Here is a 17,864-nt window from a genome sequence, read left to right on the forward strand (position 1 = left end):
AGAAGAGGTCGTCAGGGTTGGCCACCATGACCGCTACCGCCGTGCCCGACGTCCATCGACGGCTCCGCGCCACGCCCTCGTGGTGGCCCGGAGCCGGCGTGACCGCCGCCGGACTGAGCCTGCTGATCGTCACCGCCCTGTGGGTGAGCAACGGCGGGATCACCGATCTGACCAGCGGCGACGCGATCACCGCGGTTGGCCGGCTGACCGGTCTCTACGCCTCCGACCTGCTGCTGATCCAGGTGCTGCTGATGGCCCGGATCCCGCTCGTCGAGCGCGCCTTCGGGCAGGACCGGCTGGCCCGCTGGCACCGGTGGACCGGCTTCTCGTCGTTCTGGCTGATGATGGCCCACATCGTGACGATCACCGTCGGTTACGCGTCCGGCGGCAACGTGCTCACCGAACTGTGGAACCTGATCCTGAACTACCCCGGCATGCTGCTCGCGGCGGCCGGCACCGTGGCGCTGCTGACGGTTGTGGTCACCTCGATCCGGGCGGCCCGGCGCCGGCTGCGGTACGAGTCGTGGCACCTGCTGCACCTCTACGCCTACCTGGGCGTCGGGCTGGCGCTCCCGCACCAGATCTGGGCCGGTGAGGACTTCACCGGCACCGCGTGGGCCCGCGCCTACTGGTGGACCCTGTACCTGGCCGCGGCCGGCGCCGTCCTCGCGTACCGCATCGGGTTGCCGCTTGCCCGCAACCGCAAGCACCGCCTGACCGTGAGTCACGTCGTCGCCGAGGCGCCGGGACTGACCTCGGTCCACCTGTCCGGGGAACGGCTCGCCGAACTGCCGGTCCGGGCCGGTCAGTTCTTCCACTGGCGGTTCCTGGACGGCAAGGGCTGGAGCCGGTCGAACCCGTTCTCGCTCTCCTCCACCCCCGGCGGCGACATGCTGCGGATCACCGTGAAGAACCAGGGCGACGGCAGCTCCCGGATGGCCACGCTGAAGCCGGGCACCCGGGTGCTGATCGAGGGGCCGTACGGAAAACTGACCGGCGAGGACTACGCCGGTGAACCGGTCGTGCTGATGGCCTGCGGCGTCGGCATCACCCCGCTGATGTCACTGCTCGGCGAACTGCCCTTCCCTGACGGCGAGGCCACCCTGGTCTACCGGGCCCGCAACGAGGGTGAACTGGCGTTCCACCGCGAACTGGAGTGGTACGCGTCCCGGCGCGGCGTGCGGGTGGTGCCGCTGACCGGGCCGCGCGCCCGGCGTACCAGCTGGTTGCCCTCCGCGCTGTCCGCCAACAGCGACGCGGACGCCCTGCGGCAGGTGGCGCCTCAGATCGCCGCCTCCCAGGTCTTCATCTGCGGGCCGGAGGAGTGGGCCGGCGCGGCCCGCGCCGCGGCGATCGAGGCCGGCGCCCGCCCGGACCGTGTCCACACCGAACTGTTCGCCTGGTAAGGGAGATCTCCGACATGCCCCGCATCATCCTGTGGATGCTCTCCACCGTCGTCGGGCTGGTGCTGCTCTTCAGCTACCGCACCAGCACCGGACAGAGCACCACGACCGAGACCGTGGCGGTCGCGCCCGCCGAGAGCACGACGGCGGACGGCGAGACCTACACCGGTGACACCGTGCAGACCCAGGAGGGCGACGTCCAGGTGGTGATCACCGTCGCGGACGGCAAGATCACCGCGGTCAGTGTGCCGGTCTACCCCAGTGGCAGCCAGAAACACGACGAGATCAGCGGCAGCGCCATCCCGGTCCTGGTCGAAGAGACCCTCGCGGCCCAGAGTGCGGAGATCGACTCGGTGTCCGGCGCCACCTACACCAGCGGTGGTTACCGGCAGTCACTCCAGTCGGCGATCGATGCAGCCCAGCTTTAATGGGTCCATGCGGATCCTGGTGGTGGAGGACGACGCGGCCGTGCGTGACTCGCTGGCGCGCACCCTGCGGTTCGAGGGGTATCAGGTGGACACGGCCGGTGACGGCCGGGACGCCCTCGACGTGGTGCGGGCCGGCGAACCGGACGCGGTCATCCTCGACGTGAGCATGCCCCGGATGGACGGCCTGGAGACGTGCCGGCGGTTGCGCTCCGACGGTGTGGTGCTGCCGGTGCTGATGCTCACCGCCCGCGACAGCGTGGGGGACCGGGTGGCCGGGCTCGACGCCGGCGCCGACGACTACCTGGTGAAACCGTTCGCGCTGCAGGAGCTGCTGGCCCGGATCCGTGCGCTGCTGCGCCGCTCCCAGCTCGCCACGCCGCCCGCGGTCCTCGAGGATCAAGAGCTTTTGACCTTCGCTGACGTACGGATGAACCCCGGCACCCGTGAGGTGTGGCGAGGCTCGCGGACGCTCAAACTGACCCGTACCGAGTTCGGCATCCTGGAGGCGTTCCTGCGTCATCCCCGGCAGGTGCTGTCCCGGACCGCCCTGTTCGAACAGGTCTGGGGTTACGACTTCGGCGAGCAGTCGAACAGCCTGCACGTCTACCTCGGCTACCTGCGGCGCAAGCTGGAGGCCGAAGGGGAGACCCGGTTGCTGCACACTGTGCGGGGTGTCGGGTTCGTGCTGCGCGAGGAGCCCTTGTGAAAGCTGTGAAAGCCTGGTGGAACAGCCGGACGCTGCATGATCGGCTGTCGCTGCTGGTGACCGGTGCGGTGGCGGCGGCCGTGCTGCTGGTGTCGGCCGGGGCCTGGTTCCTGGTGGCACAGATCCAGCAGCGCAAGATCGACGCCGGGTTGCTGGCCGACGCCCGCACCATCGCCGAGAACCCGTGGCAGTGGCTGCAGTCGCAGGGCACCCGGCCCAGCCCCGGCGACCGCGAGATCGGCCCCTGCTGGCAGATCCTCGACCCGAGCGGCACCGTGGTCGGCGGGTCCGCCACCCGGCTGCCGGTCTCCGCCGCGGCGGTTTCGATCGCCACCACCGGGCACACCGAAGTGCAGGAGAAGGTGGCCCTCGGCCCCGGCGAATACCTGATGCTCACGGTGCCGATCGACGGCGGCGGCGCGGTCCAGGTGGGTGTCGACCCCAACCCCGACAAGCGGGTCCTCGCCCTGTTCGCGGCACTGCTCGCAGCCGGATGCGCGGCCGGGATCGCCGGGGCCGCCCTGCTCGGCCGGACCGTCGCCCGCGCCGGCCTGGCCCCGGTCGACCACCTGACCGAGGCCGTCGAGGACGTGGCCGTGACCATGGACCTGACCCGGCCGATCGAGGTCAGCGGCGAGGACGAGATCGCCCGGCTGGGCCGTTCGGTCAACGCCATGCTGACCGCGATCGACGCCTCCCGGCGGGCCCAGCGGGCCCTCGTCGAGGACGCCGGGCACGAACTGCGCACCCCGCTGACCAGCATCCGCACCAACGTCGAGCTGCTGCTGAAGGTCGAGAGCCGGCCCGAACTGGCGCACCGGCTGCCCCCGGAGGAGAAGGTCAAACTGCTGCACGACCTGGACGCCCAGGTCCGCGAACTGGCCACCCTAACCACCGAACTGGTCGAGCTGTCCCGCGAGGAGACCAGCCGGGAGACGATCGAGCAGGTCGACCTCGCCGAAGTGGTGACGGCCGCGATCGGCCGGGTGCGGATCCGCGTGCCGGGGATCGTCTTCGACACCGACCTGGAACCGGTGACCGTGCTGGGCCGCCCCGGCGAACTGGAACGGATGGCGGTGAACGTCCTGGACAACGCCGCCAAGTGGAGCCCACCCGGCGGCACCGTGGTCACCAGGCTGCGCGACGGGGTGCTGACCGTCGCCGACAACGGCCCGGGGATCGCCGAGGAGGACCTGCCGCACGTCTTCAACCGCTTCTACCGGGCACCCGACGCCCGGGCCATGCCCGGTTCCGGCCTGGGCCTGGCGATCGTCGCGCAGACCGCGGCCCAGCACGGCGGCGCGGTCAAAGCCGGCCCCAACGAACCACACGGCACGATCATGACGGTCACCCTGAGCCGGGTCTTCGCCACTTGATGTGAACGTCCCGAAGTGCTGAGGTGTCAGCGGAATCCGGAATGGACACTGGGGGCACACGTGGCGGACGAGACCGTCGGGATCATCGGGGCCGGCATCGTCGGCCTGGCCATCGGGCGGGAGATCACCCGGCGACGGCCGGGCACCCGGGTGGTGGTCGTGGAGAAGGAATCCGGCCCGGCCATGCACCAGACCGGCCACAACTCCGGGGTGGTGCACGCCGGCATCTACTACCCGCCGGGCAGCCTGAAAGCGGAACTGTGCACCCGCGGCCGGCTGCTGCTGCGGGACTACTGCGCCGAGCGGGGCATCGCCTACGACGAGTGCGGCAAGCTGGTCGTCGCGGTCCGCGCGGACGAACTCGGGCGCCTCGACTACCTGGAGAAACGGGCGCGGGAGAACGGCGTACCAGGGCTGTCCCGGGTTGATCCGGCCGGCATCCGCGAGATCGAACCGCACGCGGCGGGCCTCGCCGCGCTGCATTCGCCGGAGACCGCGATCACCGACTTCCCGGCGGTCGCGGCGGCGTTCGCCGCCGACATCCGCGCGGCCGGCGGCGAGGTCCACTACGACTTCCCGGTCCGCGCGATCCGCCGGGAGACCGGCCGGATCCGGATCGTCGCGGGCGAGCAGGACGTCACCGCCGACCGGCTGATCATCTGCGCCGGCATCCACAGCGACCGGGTAGCCACCCTGGCCGGGGACACCGCCGAACCGCGGATCATCCCGTTCCGGGGCGAGTACATGCGGGTCCGCCCGGACAAAGCGGACCTGGTCCGAGGCATGATCTACCCGGTGCCGGACCCGCGGTACCCGTTCCTCGGCGTGCACTTCACCCGCCGCGTGACCGGCGTCGTCGAGGTCGGCCCGAACGCGGTCCTGGCCACCGCGCGCGAGGGCTACACCCGCGCCGACCTGTCGATCCGCGACCTGGCCGGCATCGCCGCCTGGCCCGGCACGTGGCGGATGGCCCGGCGGCACTGGCGGACCGGTGTCAAGGAGGTCCGCGGTTCGCTGTCGAAGAGCCGCTACATGGCCGAGGCGATGTGCTATGTCCCGGCCATCGGCGCCGCCGACGTGGACCGCGCCGGAGCCGGCGTCCGCGCCCAGGCCCTGGACCGCGACGGCGCCCTGGTCGACGACTTCCGCATCCACCGCCTGGGCCCGATCACCGCGGTCCGCAACGCCCCGTCCCCGGCGGCCACCTCGTCCCTGGCCATCGCTGAACACTTGGTGGACCGCATCGACCTCCCGTGACGCGGCTGTCCTGATGCTCGACGGATGCGGCGACGGCAGCCGTCCGGGGAACCGCGCCGAGAGCCTCCTGAACGACGAGATCCCGCCCACGGCGTACCACGAACATTTCGGCATCGACCGCCGTGCCACCGGATCTCACCGGCGGCTGCCGAGCCGGGCGGTGAGATCCGCGTCTACCTCGGCCAGGACCCGCGGCGGTCGCGGGAAGACGAGACCACCAGGCCGGAAGACCACCATGCACGGGATGATCTCGTAGGTCTCCTCGCCCCGGAACACCCGCAGGAACCAGCGGTGCCCGCCGTCGGAGAGTTCCGCGCCGGTGATCTCGCCGAGCGGGACCCGGAAGCTCCGGGTGATCCAGTATTGGGTGACCGCCTCGTCGTCGATCACCGTACGCATCCGGAAACACCCGACCGGGAACAGCGCGCACACGGCGATCAGGAACAGGCCGAAGACCGCCTTCGACACCGTGTCGGCAGCCGGTTCCCGGACCGCCGGGAGCACGACCGCGACCGCACCCCCGGCGAGCATCGACAGGACGACGAAGCACCAGCCCAGCCACGGCAGGTGTCGATAGGTACGCGACGACATGCGCTCATCGTGCCGGACCGTGTCACGCCCGCCGACGGCACGCGGGTGCCGCCGGTCCTGGATCCCGGCACCGAGTAGCTCGGTGCCGGGATCCAGGACCGGATTCGGTAGATCAGGCGAGTTTCTTGGACTTCTTGATGGCGGCGGTCAGGGCCTCGATCAGCGGGGCGGAGCCGGCCCACGAGTAGATCGGGACGGCCTGCCACGGGAAGACCTGGTTGGCCTTGACGGCGGGCAGGGCACTCCAGCCGGGCTTGGACGCCAGGTCGTTGGGCTGCAGGGTGCCGGTGCGGGCGTCCAGGAAGATGATGTCGGCGTGGTACTTGTCGGCGTTCTCCCAGCTCAGCGACTCGTAGTAGTCGCCGCCGTCGGTCTTCTCCGGGACGATGATGTCGACGCCGAGTTCCTTGAAGTACATGATGTCGGACGACACCTTGGGGTTCGACACGTAGAAGATGTCGGCGGCGCCGGAACCGGCCAGGACCTTGATGCCGCCGGACGCCTTGGCGGCCTCGGACAGGTCGGCGGCGGCCTTCTCGAAGCGGGCCTTGTCAGCGACCACCTTGGCGGAGTTGAGGTCGGCGCCCAGGGAGGCGGCCAGCTCGGCGTACCGCTCGATCGGCTTGTTCAGCGGGACCCGGCCGACGGTGATGGTGGCGGTCGGGGCGAGCTTGAGGATCTGGTCCTTGCTCTCGTCCGGGAGGTACCAGTAGGCGCCCGCGTCGAACATGTGGGTGACCAGCAGTTCGGGGGCGAGAGCGGCGTACTTCTCGACCGAGAACTCGCCCCACGCGTTGCCGATGATCTCGACCTTGCTGATGTCCAGCGAACCGGCCTGGGTCTCGGCGGTGCCGTCGGCCTTCTTGGTCTCGCCGAAGACGCCGACGATCGAGTCCTGCAGGCCCAGGTCGACCAGGGCGGCGGCGGTGCCGGTGAAGGCGACGATCTTCTTCGGGGTGCTGTCGGCGGTGAGGTCCTTGGGCTGGTCGTCGGTGAACTTCCACGGGCCGGCCGCGGCGGTGGAGGCGGCCGGGGACCCACTCTCCGCCGACTCGCCACCACAGGCGGCGAGAAGGGCGCCGGCACCGACGGCGCCACCCGCGGCCAGCAGGCCACGACGGGACAAAGAAACCTGCGAGAACTTCATCATCAAGTCTTTCTGGGGTACGACCGGTCCGGTGACCGCGTGCGATGGTTAGGCTAACCTAACGAGCCGATCGCGCGTCAACACCATCTAGCACACCGGGACGGGAGAACCACGCTGTCCACCATCGACGCCCCTGCCCAACAGGGGTCACACCAACGCCGGCGTTCTTCCACGCGCCTGTTCGGACTTGTCGTGGCACTCGCCGCACTCGCCGCGGTGGCCGGCCTGAGCATCGGCTTCGGCGCCCGCTTCCTGTCCCCGGGCGACGTGTGGGCCGGGCTGTGGGATCCGGCGTCACCGTCCTACCGGATCGTCCACGAGATGCGGCTCCCCCGTACCCTCCTCGGTCTGATGGTCGGCATGGCGCTCGGCCTGGCCGGCGCCATCATGCAGGCCCTGACCCGCAACCCGCTCGCCGATCCCGGCCTGCTCGGCATCAACGCCGGAGCCGCGGCCGGGGTGGCCAGCGCCGCCGTCTTCTTCGGAGTCGGCACCTTCTACGGCTACGTGTGGTTCGCCCTGGCCGGCGCCGCGGTCGTCACCGCTCTGGTCTACGCCGTCGGCGGTGGCCGCTCGGCCACTCCGGCCCGGCTCGCCCTGGCCGGCGCCGCACTGAACGCGACCCTGTACTCCTATGTGTCCGCCATCCTGCTGTCCGACAGCCAGGCCATCGAGAAGGTCAAGTTCTGGACGGCCGGTTCGCTGGCCAGCGCCGACTTCGCCACCGTGCAGCGGCTGCTGCCGTTCTTCGCCGGTGGCCTGCTCGCCGGTCTGCTGGTGGCCCGGCCGCTGAACGCGCTGTCGCTCGGTGACGACGCGGCCCGCGCTCTGGGCGCCCGCCCGTCGGTGATCCGCGGCGCGGTGATCGTGGCGGTCACCCTGCTCTGTGGCGGCGCCACCGCGGCCTGCGGCCCGATCGTCTTCATCGGCCTGCTGATCCCGCACATGGTGCGCCCGTTCACCGGCCCGGATCTGCGCTGGCTGCTGCCGTACACCGCGATCCTGGCGCCGGTGCTGCTGCTCGCCGCGGACGTGCTCGGCCGGGTCCTGGGCAGTCCGGGCGAGTTGCAGGTCGGCACGGTCACCGCGGTCCTCGGTGGTCCCCTGTTCCTCTACCTGGTGCGAGCCGCGAAATGACCACCATGACGATCAAGAAGAAGGTCGGCGTACGACCCCGGGCCGTGGTCGTCGGGGCCGGCGCCGTGATCGCCACCTTCGTGGTGAGCGTGTTCACCCTCGGCACCGGCGATTTCGAGATCGCCCCGGCCGACGTGGTGACCACCCTGTTCGGCGAGGGTGAACCGGCGCACGAGTTCATCATCAACGAACTGCGGCTGCCCCGGCTGATCACCGCGATCCTGGTCGGTGCCGCCCTGGCCGCGTCCGGCGCGGTCTTCCAGTCGCTGGTGCGCAACCCGCTCGGCAGCCCGGACATGCTGGGCGTGACGAACGGCGCGAGCACCGCGGCGCTGACCGTGGTCATCCTCGGCGGCACCAGCACCCAGCTGTCGGTCGCCGCCGTGCTCGGTGGTCTGGCCGCCACCCTGCTGATCCAGTTGATCGCCGGGCGGGCGCTGCACGGTTTCCGGTTCATCCTGGTCGGCATCGGGATGGCCGCGATCCTCACCGGCGTCAGCGGCTATCTGCTGACCCGTGGGGTGCAGATGGAGAACGCGCGGGCGCTGCTCTGGCTCACCGGCAGCCTCGACGGGCGGGACTGGGATCAGGCCGTACCGATGGCGATCGTCCTGGTCCTGGTGTTGCCGGTGCTGTTGCTGGCGTGCGGGCCGGGACTGCGGATCCTGGAGATGGGTGACGACTCGGCGGCCGCGCTGGGTGTCCCGGTGCCGCTGCTGCGCAACGGGGCGTTGCTGTCCGCGGCGCTGCTGGTGTCGTTCGCCGCGGCCAGCGCCGGTCCGGTTAACTTCGTCGCATTGATCGCCCCGCACCTGGCGAAACGGCTCACCAAGGCGCCCGGCCCGAACCTGGTGCCGTCGATCGTGGTCGGTGCCCTGCTGCTGACCGGCGCCGACTTCATCGCCCAGCACCTCCTCGAGGACCGGGCCCTGCCGGTGGGTGTGGTCACCGGCCTGGTCGGCGGTGGCTACCTGGTCTGGCTGCTGACCACCGAACGCAAGGCCGGACGGATCTGAACGACGTGACAGGAGAAATGATGAGGCTCAGCGGCAGCGGGATGACACTCGCCTACGACAAGCGGGTCATCGCCGAGGACCTGAGTGTCGAGATCCCGGACGGCTCGTTCACGGTGATCATCGGGCCGAACGCGTGCGGCAAGTCCACCCTGCTGCGGGCCCTGTCCCGGCTGCTGAAGCCGACAGCCGGCACCGTGTTCCTGGACGGGAAGGACGTTCATTCCCAGCCGACTCGTACGGTCGCCAAGACGCTCGGCCTCCTCCCGCAGTCGTCGACCGCCCCGGACGGCATCACCGTGGCCGAACTGGTGGCCCGCGGCCGCTACCCGCACCAGAGCCTGCTGCGGCGCTGGTCGACCGAGGACGAACAGGTCGTCACCGAGTCGATGGAGGCCACCGGAGTCGCCGACCTGGCCGACCGGATCGTCGACGAACTGTCCGGCGGCCAGCGGCAGCGGGTGTGGCTGGCGATGGCCCTGGCCCAGCAGACGCCGTTGCTGCTGCTCGACGAGCCGACCACCTACCTGGACATCGCGCACCAGATCGAAGTCCTCGACCTCTGCGCCGAGCTGCACGAACGCCAGGGCCGCACGCTCGTCGCGGTGCTGCACGACCTGAACCACGCCGCCCGGTACGCCACCCACCTGATCGCCATGCGCTCCGGCCGGGTCGTCGGCTCGGGGCAACCGGCCGAGGTCCTCACCGCGAGCCTGGTCGAGGAGGTCTTCGGCCTGCCGTGCCGGGTGATCGACGACCCGGAGACCGGCACCCCACTGGTGGTCCCGGCCGCCCGCCGCCGCACTCCGGCGGTCTAGCCGTGGGTCAGGGGCGGTCCTTCTTGGGCAGGGTGGCGACAACAGTGTCGTAGGAGGCGTCGACCGCCTCCAGGATCTCGTCGTCGGGGATGGCTCCGGCCAGGCGTAGCTTGTTCCAGCCGTGCCGGCCGATGTAGGGGCTCACCGATGCGTCGTCGGGGTAGCGGGCCAGCCACTCGTCGGCGTCGTCGCGGCCGGTGCCGCATTTGACGCCCACAGTGGTGCCGTCGCCGAGGAACGCGAAGATCTTCGGGCCGACCTTGGCGACGATGTCGCCGTCCCATGGTTCGTCCTGCCAGGCGCCGGGTTTGGCGAGGCAGTAACGGAGCAGCTTTTCGCCGGTCACCTGCCGTGTCTACGCGATGAGGACCGAACGTGCAAGTACCGCCACGTTCTTTGCAAAATGGACAATTATTCCTTTACCGTCTAGGGCATGTCTGACCGCCCGATCTTCGTCGTCGGCTGCCCGCGCTCGGGCACCACGATGCTTCAGCTGATGCTGCACGCGCACCCGCGGATCGCGCTGCCGCCGGAGAGCCGGTTCCTGCTGCCGGCGTTCTACCGCCGTCACGAGTTCGGTGACCTGGACGATCCGGACCAGCGCCGGGCCCTCGGTGAGTGGATCACCAGCACTCAACATTTCGGGGATCTCGGCCTGGACAAGAGCGCTGTGGTGGACGCGGTCGCGGCGGCACCGGGCACGCTCGGATCGGCGCTCGGCACGGTCTTCAAGCTCTACGCCGGACGGTTCGGCAAGCCGCGCTGGGGCGACAAGCGGCCCGCCTACCTGCGTAATCTGCCGGCCATCCTGCGGCTCTTCCCGGACGCGCAGATCATCAACATCATGCGCGACGGGCGGGACTGCGTGGCGTCACTGAAGGAGACGCCGTGGCGGCCGGCCGACTTCGGGGAGCTGATCGATTACTGGGCGCGGTCAGCGGACGCCTCGCTGCGGGCCGCCCGCACCTATCCGGCGGACGTCTTCCACCAGGTGCGCTACGAGGATCTGACCGCCGACCCGGAGACCCGGCTGCGGGCGATCTGCGAATTTCTGGGGGAGCAGTACGCCCCGGCGATGGCCCGGCCGTCCGAACTGGCCCCGGTGGCGGTGCCGGCCTACAAGACGTGGCATTCGCTGACCCGGTCCGCGGTGACCACCGAACGGGTCAGCAGCTGGCAGCAGCGCCTGACCGAAGAGGAGGTCGCCCACTGCGAGGCGGTCTTCGGTGATCGGCTGACCCGGTTCGGCTACCAGCTGTCCACTCCGGGCCGGCGGACCACCCGGGTCCGGGCGGCCCGCACCTGGCTGGTCGTGCGGGACCGGCTCGGCCCGGCCCGGGACCGCGCGGAGGACGTGAAAGGGCGGTTGCTGGCCCGGCGACGCGGGCCGGCCCTGCCGGCCCGCCTCACCTGATGATGAAAGCGGTCACTCCTGGCCGGTGTACGCCTTGAGCGTGTTCGCCGCCTGCCGGCGTGCCGTCTCCGGATCGGTGCCGAACGCGATGTCCGCCTCGGTCCACGCGTCGGCGCTGAGCCGCATGAAGGTGATGCCGTCCTCGGACATCGACCACGCCATCGCCTGTTCCGGGGTGATCGACGACTCGGGGTGATGCAGGTGGTTGGCCAGGCCCCAGAACGCGCCCTCCCAGCCGAGGCCGACGGCGCCCGGTCCGTACTGCGCCCAGTGCTCGTCGTCGACGTGTGACACGTGCTCCAGCTCGAACCGGGTCCGGTCGCCCTCCGGGACGATCCGCACCTCGACCCAGCTCACCTGGTCGCCGAACTCCCAGGTCGCGGCGATCGAGCGCGGCTTGTCACAGGCGGTGATCGTGCCGCCGGCGTTGCCCTCGAACTGGTACCGCCCACCGAGCCGCAGGTCACCGGAGACCGGCAGGAACCAGCGGCTGATCCGTTCCGGGTCGGTGACCACGTCCCACAGGTCGGCGGGGTCGGTGTCGTGGACTTGGCTGATCGTCATCACCCTCGCCTCACCCGCTTCCAGGCCACGGGTGCCGATGGTCCGGCGTACCCCACTGATCTGCTCTTTGACGTCGATCATCCCGCGTTCCTCGTTTCGGCTGGTCCGGCGCCCTCGGCGAGTCGCCGGAGGCGCTTGCCGCGAGCCACCTCGGTGGACATCGCGGCGAGGTGCGGCGCCCAGAACCTCCGGAAGGGGGCCAGCCACTCGTCGGCCTGCCGCAGCGCGGTGTGATCAACCGCGTAGAGGCGCCGGGCGCCGTCGGGGCGCACGGTGGCGAAGCCGTTGTCGCGCAGCACCCGCAGGTGCTGGGACACGGCCGGCTGGGTGATGCCGAACTCCGCCCGGATGACAGCGGTGACGGCGCCGGAGGTCTGCTCGCCCTCGGCGAGCAGCTCGAGGATGCGGCGGCGAACCGGATCTCCGAGAACATCGAACGCATGCACTCCAGCACCCTATCAGAATAGTCTTATATAAGTATTCACTTAAAATAAAATGAGAGAGAGCCGGGCCCGCCCGGTGGAAGGGAGGCGGGCCCGGCGGCTTCTCGGTGCTCCTCCGTCAACCGGCACGCGGCCGGGCGGCGAAGAAGCACGCCGGGTTGGCGGAGCAGCGCCCCGTTACCCGGCTCGGAGCCGGTTGCGGAGCAGCGCGCCCGATTCGGTGAGCACGCTGGTGCCACTGAACGCCCCGGCGGCGCAGGTGCCCGGCTTGAGTGCCGCGCTGCCCTCGCTCGCGTCGGAGAACGTCCAGTTGGCGTAACCGATCTTCAACCGGTCCAGCAGGTCCAGCCAGGCGTTGGTGCTGGCCGTGTCGACCGCGCCGTCACCGGTGTAGGTGACCGTCCCGAACTCGGTCACGAACAGTGGCAGCGAGGCCGCCGCCCGCTCCACCTCGGCGCGGTAGTTGTCCTTGTGGGACGCCGCGTAGAAGTGGAAGGCGTACATCACGTTGGCCGCGCTGACCGGGTTGCTGACGATCTCCGCGGAGTTGCCGCCCTCGGAGACGCCGAGCGACGACCAGCCGCGGGTGCCGACGATCACGACACCGTCCGGGTCGTTCGCGCGGATCACCGGGATGACCTGGTCGGCGTAGTTCTTGATCTGCGCCCAGCTCACCCCGTTCGGCTCGTTGGCGATCTCGTAGATCACGTTCTTCTTGTTCGCGTGCCGGGCCGACACCTGGGCGAAGAACGTCTTGGCCCGCTCCAGGTTGAACGCCGGGTCGCCCGGAGTGAGGATGTGGAAGTCGATCAGCGCGTACATGCCGCGCTCGCTGGCCTCGTCGACCAGGGCGTTCACCCGGGCGGTGAACCCGGCCGGGTCGGTCTCGTAACCCTGCTCCTGCACGTACATCGAGATCCGGAGCAGGTCGGCGTTCCAGTCGCCGGCCAGCCAGTCCAGGGATGCGTCGGTGTAGCAGGCGGGGAACCACTGGAGGCCGTGTGTGCTCATGCCCTTGAGCTGGACCGGCTGGCCGCTCTCGTTGCACAGCTTGGTGCCGCAGACCTTCAGCTGCCCGTTGATCCCGACCGGGGTGCCGTCGTTGGAGGCGGACGGGCTCGGAGCCGGCGACGACGAGGAGGGTGACGGCGACGGGTTGGTGGTCCCGGTGCAGGAGACGCCGTTGACCAGGCACGCGGTCGGCCGCCCGGTGCCGCTGACGATGAAGCCGAAGCTGGTGGAGCCGCCCGCGGGGATGCCGGCGTTCCAGCCGGCCGGGGTGAACGTGTAGGTGCTGCCGCTGGTCGCGAGCGTGGCGTTCCAGGCCTGGGTGACCGTGGTGCCGGCCGGCAGGGTCAGGTCGACCTTCCAGGTGCTGATCGCCGTGGACCGGTCGTTGTTGACCGTGATCTGGCCCTGATAACCGTTGGTCCATGAGCTCTGCACGGTGAACGCCGCCGTCTCCGCACTCGCCGGGAGTGCGAAGAGAGCGGCGGAGGACGCGGCGACCACCGCTATCACTGTGGCTAGGATGGTGCCGGTTCGGCGTTTCACGGGGACATCACCTCGGGGGGATGATCGCGGGCCGGGGAAAACCCGCCCTGGGAGCGCTCCCAGGGCCTCCGACTGTAACGCCCGAGTAAATCGCTGTCTATTCGACGACCACCGCCAACGGCGCGATCGTCAGGCGTACCGGCGTGCCATGGGTCAATTCCGGCAAATCTCCGCTCGGCACCTGGGCGATCACGAGATGATCGCCGACGGACACCGTGACCCGGCTGAGCGAACCCAGGAAACTGGTCGTCAGCACCCGGGCGGCGGAGTCCGGATCCGGGGCCACCCCGACCGACTCCGGCCGGATCAGCGCCGTCACCGCACCGTCGGCGTGGGTGCCGACCAGCGGCAGCCGGGTGCCGAGCACCTCGACCGTGTCGCCCGCGACCGTGCCCGGCAGGCGGTTGCTGATGCCCACGAAGTCGGCCACGAACGGGGTCGCCGGCCGCAGATAGACCTCGGCCGGTGAGGCCAGCTGCTCCAGCTTGCCGGCCTTCATCACCCCGACCCGGTCGGCGATCGCGAGGGCCTCCTCCTGGTCGTGGGTGACGAAGAGGGTGGTGGTGCCGACCTCGGTCTGGATCCGGCGGATCTCGTCGCGCAGCTGCACCCGGACCTTCGCGTCCAGTGCCGACAGCGGCTCGTCCAGCAGCAGCACCTGCGGTTCGATGGCCAGCGCGCGGGCCAGCGCCACCCGCTGCTGCTGGCCGCCGGAGAGCTGGTTGGGGAAGCGATCCTCGAAGCCGCCCAGCCCGACCAGCTCCAGCATCTCCACGGCCCGCTTCAAGGACGAGCGGCGCAGGCGCAGGCCGAACTCCACGTTCTGCCGGGCGTTCAGGTGCGGGAACAGGCTGTACGCCTGGAACACCATGCCCATGTCCCTTTTGCTGGCGGGTAGCCGGGTGATGTCCTTGCCGTCGACCAGCACGCGGCCCGCGGTCGCCTCTTCGAGGCCGGCGAGGATCCGCAGCGCCGTGGTCTTGCCGCAGCCGGACGGCCCGAGCAGAGCGATCAGCTCGCCGGGGGAGATCGACAGATCCAGATCGTCCAGGGCGTGCACGGTGCCGAAGGTGCGGCGCAGCCCGTCGAGATGAACGGCGACGCCGGTCATGACTTCTTTCCCTTCAGAGAACCTGCGATGGACAGCACGATCAGCAGGACGAACGCGAACAGCAGAGCCGCCAGGGACACCGCCACCGACACGGTGGCGCTGCTCTTGCCCAGGTAGTCGATGGCGACCTGCAGATTGGTGCGATGCAGCAGCGAGGCGATGGTGAACTCGCCGAGCACCAGGGCCACGGTCAGGAACGCGGCGGACAGCACGGCCGACCGGATGTTCGGCAGCACCACCCGCACGATCACGGTGAACCAGCCGGCGCCCAGGCCGCGGGCCGCCTCGGCCAAAGTCTGCACGTCGATCGCGGACAGGCCGGTGTCGATGGCGCGGTAGGCGTACGGCAGGACCAGCACGGTGTACGCGAACACCAGCGTGATCGACGAGCCGCCGACGAAGTAGTTGACCCACGCGTACACCGGTGCCAGCCCGACCACCAGCACGATCGCCGGGATCGTCAGCGGCAGCAGGCACAGGAACTCCACCAGCGGCCGCAGCCGGGGCAGCCGCAGCCGCACCCAGATCGCCGTCGGCACCAGCAGCACCAGCATCAGCATCGTGGTCAGTGCCGCCTGCGCCACCGAGGCGAGGATGCCCTCGGCCAGCGCCGGATAGTCGGCGCTGAGTCTCGGCCAGTTCAGCAGCAGCGGCCAGGTCTCCGGGTCGCGGGCGCTGAACTCGGCCATCGCCACCAGCGGCAGCAGGAAGAACACGCCCATCACGGTCAGGACGGTCCACCGGAAGGCTATCCGAGCCACTTCGCCGTCCTTCTCTGCAGCAGGGCGTACAGGGCCATCACCACGGCCACGACCACCACCATGCCGAGCGCCATCGCCTTGCCCAGGTTCGCCTGACCGAGGACGACCTCGCTGGTCAGCGCACCGCGAATCTGCAACGGGACGATCGGGCTGCCCTGGCTGACCAGGGCGGCGGCGGTGGCGTACGCGGAGAAGGCGTTGGCGAACAGCAGCAGCGCCGAACCGAGGAACGCCGGCGCCAGCAGCGGCCCGGCCACCCGGGTCCAGTAGTGCCAGGTGCTGCCGCCGAGGCTGGTCGCGGCCTCGCGCCACTGCGGGCGGATGCCGTCCAGCGCGGGCAGGAAGACGATCACCATGAGCGGGATCTGAAAGTAGGTGTAGACCAGGGTCAGACCCGGAAGTTCGAAGAGCCACACCCCGTTGGCGTACGGATCCAGCCCGTGTTCCTGCAGCCAGACGGTCACGAAACCGGACAGCCCGATCGTCGCCAGGAACGCGAACGCGAGCGTGACCCCGCCGAACTGGGCCAGCACCCCGGCCGCCGCGGTGACCACCCGCCGGAGCAGGCCGTTCGGTTTACCGGTGACCAGTGCGTACGCCAGCAGCGCCCCGAACACCGCCCCCATCACCGCACTGGACGCCGACAGGGCGATGCTGCGCCCGAACGCCGCGACGATGTACTCGTCCCCGAGACCCCGGACGTTGTCCAGAGTGAACCCGCGCCCGCCGTCCCCGGTGAACGCGCCGATCACCACGACCAGCGTCGGAATGATCAGGAAGATCGCCACGTAGGCGAAGAACGGCACCGTCCCCAGCAGGGCACCGCCCCGCAGGCGCGGCCGGCGGGCCACACGCTGCGGAACGGCGGGTGCGCTCTCAGCCAATTGCCTTGGCCCAGTTCGCGCTCAGGTATTCCTTGGCCTTGGTGTTCTGCGCCTCGGTCGGGACCACCAGCGTGCCCTCCACCTTGGTCAGCGCGGCGTACGCGGTCGCGTCGATGGTGCCGGCCTTCGCCATCGCGTCGGCGCGGACCGGGCGGGCGCCACCTTTGAGCCACAGGTTCTGGCCCTCGTCGGAGTAGAGGTACTCCTGCCACAGCCGGGCCGCGGCCGGGTGCGGGGCGTCGGCGTTGATCGCCTGCACGTAGTAGGAACCGAGCACGGTGCCGGCCGGGACGAGCACCTTCCAGGTCGGCAGCTTCGCCGTCTCGGCGGCGTTCACGTAGTCCCAGTCGAAGACGACCGGGGTCTGCCCGGACTGGATGGTGGCCGAGCTCGGGTCGACGGGCAGGAAGTTACCGGCCTTCTTCAGGTCGCCGAAGAACTCGACACCCTTGGCGATGTCGTCGACGGTGCCGCCGTTCGCCAGCGACGCCAGCTGCACCCCACCGAACGCGGCACCGGCCTGGGTCGGGTCGCCGTTGAGCGCGACCTTGCCCTTGTACTCGGCCTTCAGCAGGTCGGCGACACCGGTCGGGGCCGGGACCTTGGCGCTGTCGTAGCCGATCGACATGTAGCCGCCGTAGTCGTTGACCCAGGTGCCGTTCGCGTCCTTGAGCTCGGCCGGGATCTCACCGAACTTCTCCACCTTGTACGGCGCGAACTTCGCCGTGTTGGCGCTCGCGACCGCGGCGGACAGGTCGAACACGTCGGGCGCGGTGTCCTGTCCCTTGTGCTGGTCGGCGGCGTTGATCTCGGCCTGGCTGGACCCGTCCGGCTGGTCCGAGACGACCTTGATGCCGTACTTGGTGCCGAACGCCTTGATGATCTCGCCGTAGTTCGCCCAGGTCGGCGGCAGGGCGATGACGTTGAGCTGACCCTCCGCCTTGGCGGCGGTGATCAGGGCCTCCAGACCGCCCAGGTCGGCGGCGCTGGTCGCGGTGGCCGCGCCACTGGTGGCGGCCTCCGACTCCTTCTCCGGCGGAGAGCAGGCACTGCTCAGGGCGACCATGGCGACGGCCGTGAGGGTCGCGGCCGCGGACCGGGCGAGGGTGGTGCGCACTGTTGTTCCTCCTTCTGCGGCACCGCAACCGGTGCGCGCTGGGTGGATCATGAAAGTGCTGAATTGAGGGCAGGCGTACGCAGAGAGACCGCACGGCGAATTCAGTGGGTCCCCAGCACCTTTTCACGTGCGCTGTTGAT

19 protein-coding genes are annotated in these 17,864 nt (G+C 70.1%); 9 read left to right on the forward strand and 10 right to left on the reverse strand.

Annotation, left to right across the window (positions count from 1 at the left end; translation table 11 throughout):
• Positions 1–26: 26 nt before the first annotated feature.
• Genes BLU81_RS01260 through lhgO form a run of 5 tightly spaced genes read left to right on the forward strand, consistent with a single transcriptional unit; the run spans position 27 to position 5,170 of the window.
• Positions 27–1,406 carry a ferredoxin reductase family protein gene (locus BLU81_RS01260; RefSeq protein WP_092540818.1) on the forward strand — a complete coding sequence of 460 codons (1,380 nt, stop codon included), beginning with the start codon at positions 27–29 and terminating at the stop codon, positions 1,404–1,406.
• A gap of 14 nt (positions 1,407–1,420) precedes the next feature.
• Positions 1,421–1,831, forward strand: a complete 411-nt coding sequence (locus BLU81_RS01265; protein ID WP_092540820.1) for an FMN-binding protein — start codon at positions 1,421–1,423, stop codon at positions 1,829–1,831.
• 7 nt (positions 1,832–1,838) lie between these two features.
• Positions 1,839–2,537, forward strand: coding sequence for a response regulator transcription factor (locus BLU81_RS01270; protein ID WP_092540822.1), 699 nt, complete (start codon positions 1,839–1,841; stop codon positions 2,535–2,537).
• A complete protein-coding gene (locus BLU81_RS01275) occupies positions 2,534–3,913 on the forward strand; it encodes a HAMP domain-containing sensor histidine kinase (protein WP_231953962.1) in 1,380 nt (459 codons plus the stop codon). Before BLU81_RS01270 ends, BLU81_RS01275 begins: the two co-directional genes overlap by 4 nt.
• A gap of 60 nt (positions 3,914–3,973) precedes the next feature.
• On the forward strand, positions 3,974–5,170 hold the full coding sequence (lhgO, locus tag BLU81_RS01280) for an L-2-hydroxyglutarate oxidase (RefSeq protein WP_092540824.1): 1,197 nt from the start codon (positions 3,974–3,976) through the stop codon (positions 5,168–5,170).
• 135 nt (positions 5,171–5,305) lie between these two features.
• On the opposite strand, the gene BLU81_RS01285 is transcribed toward lhgO, so the two are convergent.
• Both BLU81_RS01285 and BLU81_RS01290 read right to left on the reverse strand, forming a co-directional pair.
• A complete protein-coding gene (locus BLU81_RS01285; protein ID WP_092540826.1) occupies positions 5,306–5,761 on the reverse strand; it encodes a hypothetical protein in 456 nt (151 codons plus the stop codon).
• Between the two features lie 112 nt (positions 5,762–5,873).
• On the reverse strand, positions 5,874–6,908 hold the full coding sequence (locus BLU81_RS01290; RefSeq protein ID WP_092556426.1) for an ABC transporter substrate-binding protein: 1,035 nt from the start codon (positions 6,906–6,908) through the stop codon (positions 5,874–5,876).
• Positions 6,909–7,085: 177 nt separating this feature from the next.
• Here BLU81_RS01290 and BLU81_RS01295 point away from each other — a divergent pair, with 177 nt between their 5' ends.
• The 3 genes from BLU81_RS01295 to BLU81_RS01305 are packed head-to-tail and all read left to right on the forward strand — an operon-like array spanning position 7,086 to position 9,876.
• Positions 7,086–8,045 (forward strand): FecCD family ABC transporter permease, encoded by a 960-nt coding sequence (locus BLU81_RS01295; RefSeq protein ID WP_373873259.1) that lies wholly within the window; start codon positions 7,086–7,088, stop codon positions 8,043–8,045.
• Positions 8,042–9,061: a FecCD family ABC transporter permease gene (locus tag BLU81_RS01300; protein WP_092540828.1), complete on the forward strand. Its 1,020-nt coding sequence runs from the start codon at positions 8,042–8,044 to the stop codon at positions 9,059–9,061. Before BLU81_RS01295 ends, BLU81_RS01300 begins: the two co-directional genes overlap by 4 nt.
• Positions 9,062–9,078: 17 nt before the next feature.
• On the forward strand, positions 9,079–9,876 hold the full coding sequence (locus BLU81_RS01305) for an ABC transporter ATP-binding protein (RefSeq protein WP_092540830.1): 798 nt from the start codon (positions 9,079–9,081) through the stop codon (positions 9,874–9,876).
• Positions 9,877–9,883: 7 nt separating this feature from the next.
• On the opposite strand, the gene BLU81_RS01310 is transcribed toward BLU81_RS01305, so the two are convergent.
• Positions 9,884–10,222 (reverse strand): MmcQ/YjbR family DNA-binding protein, encoded by a 339-nt coding sequence (locus BLU81_RS01310; RefSeq protein WP_092540832.1) that lies wholly within the window; start codon positions 10,220–10,222, stop codon positions 9,884–9,886.
• An 87-nt stretch (positions 10,223–10,309) separates the two neighbouring features.
• On the opposite strand from BLU81_RS01310, the gene BLU81_RS01315 reads away from it, so the two are divergent.
• Positions 10,310–11,290 carry a sulfotransferase family protein gene (locus tag BLU81_RS01315; RefSeq protein WP_092540834.1) on the forward strand — a complete coding sequence of 327 codons (981 nt, stop codon included), beginning with the start codon at positions 10,310–10,312 and terminating at the stop codon, positions 11,288–11,290.
• 12 nt (positions 11,291–11,302) lie between these two features.
• On the opposite strand, the gene BLU81_RS01320 is transcribed toward BLU81_RS01315, so the two are convergent.
• From BLU81_RS01320 to BLU81_RS01350, 7 genes are all read right to left on the reverse strand, one after another.
• Positions 11,303–11,935, reverse strand: coding sequence for an SRPBCC family protein (locus tag BLU81_RS01320; protein WP_092540836.1), 633 nt, complete (start codon positions 11,933–11,935; stop codon positions 11,303–11,305).
• Positions 11,932–12,300 carry an ArsR/SmtB family transcription factor gene (locus BLU81_RS01325; RefSeq protein WP_092540838.1) on the reverse strand — a complete coding sequence of 123 codons (369 nt, stop codon included), beginning with the start codon at positions 12,298–12,300 and terminating at the stop codon, positions 11,932–11,934. Before BLU81_RS01325 ends, BLU81_RS01320 begins: the two co-directional genes overlap by 4 nt.
• 174 nt (positions 12,301–12,474) lie before the next feature.
• Positions 12,475–13,851, reverse strand: coding sequence for a cellulase family glycosylhydrolase (locus BLU81_RS01330; RefSeq protein ID WP_092540840.1), 1,377 nt, complete (start codon positions 13,849–13,851; stop codon positions 12,475–12,477).
• A gap of 97 nt (positions 13,852–13,948) precedes the next feature.
• Entirely contained in the window at positions 13,949–14,962 is a 1,014-nt protein-coding gene (locus BLU81_RS01335) for an ABC transporter ATP-binding protein (RefSeq protein ID WP_092540842.1), read from the reverse strand.
• The gene (locus tag BLU81_RS01340) at positions 14,959–15,723 is read right to left on the reverse strand and encodes an ABC transporter permease (RefSeq protein WP_231953964.1); all 765 of its coding nucleotides are present in this window, start codon (positions 15,721–15,723) and stop codon (positions 14,959–14,961) included. The genes BLU81_RS01335 and BLU81_RS01340 overlap by 4 nt, the downstream gene beginning before the upstream one ends.
• Positions 15,711–16,607 carry an ABC transporter permease gene (locus tag BLU81_RS01345; protein WP_231953971.1) on the reverse strand — a complete coding sequence of 299 codons (897 nt, stop codon included), beginning with the start codon at positions 16,605–16,607 and terminating at the stop codon, positions 15,711–15,713. Before BLU81_RS01345 ends, BLU81_RS01340 begins: the two co-directional genes overlap by 13 nt.
• The gene (locus tag BLU81_RS01350; RefSeq protein ID WP_231953973.1) at positions 16,600–17,724 is read right to left on the reverse strand and encodes an ABC transporter substrate-binding protein; all 1,125 of its coding nucleotides are present in this window, start codon (positions 17,722–17,724) and stop codon (positions 16,600–16,602) included. Before BLU81_RS01350 ends, BLU81_RS01345 begins: the two co-directional genes overlap by 8 nt.
• Positions 17,725–17,864: the final 140 nt, after the last annotated feature.

This window comes from Actinoplanes derwentensis (assembly GCF_900104725.1).
GTDB lineage: Bacteria > Actinomycetota > Actinomycetes > Mycobacteriales > Micromonosporaceae > Actinoplanes > Actinoplanes derwentensis.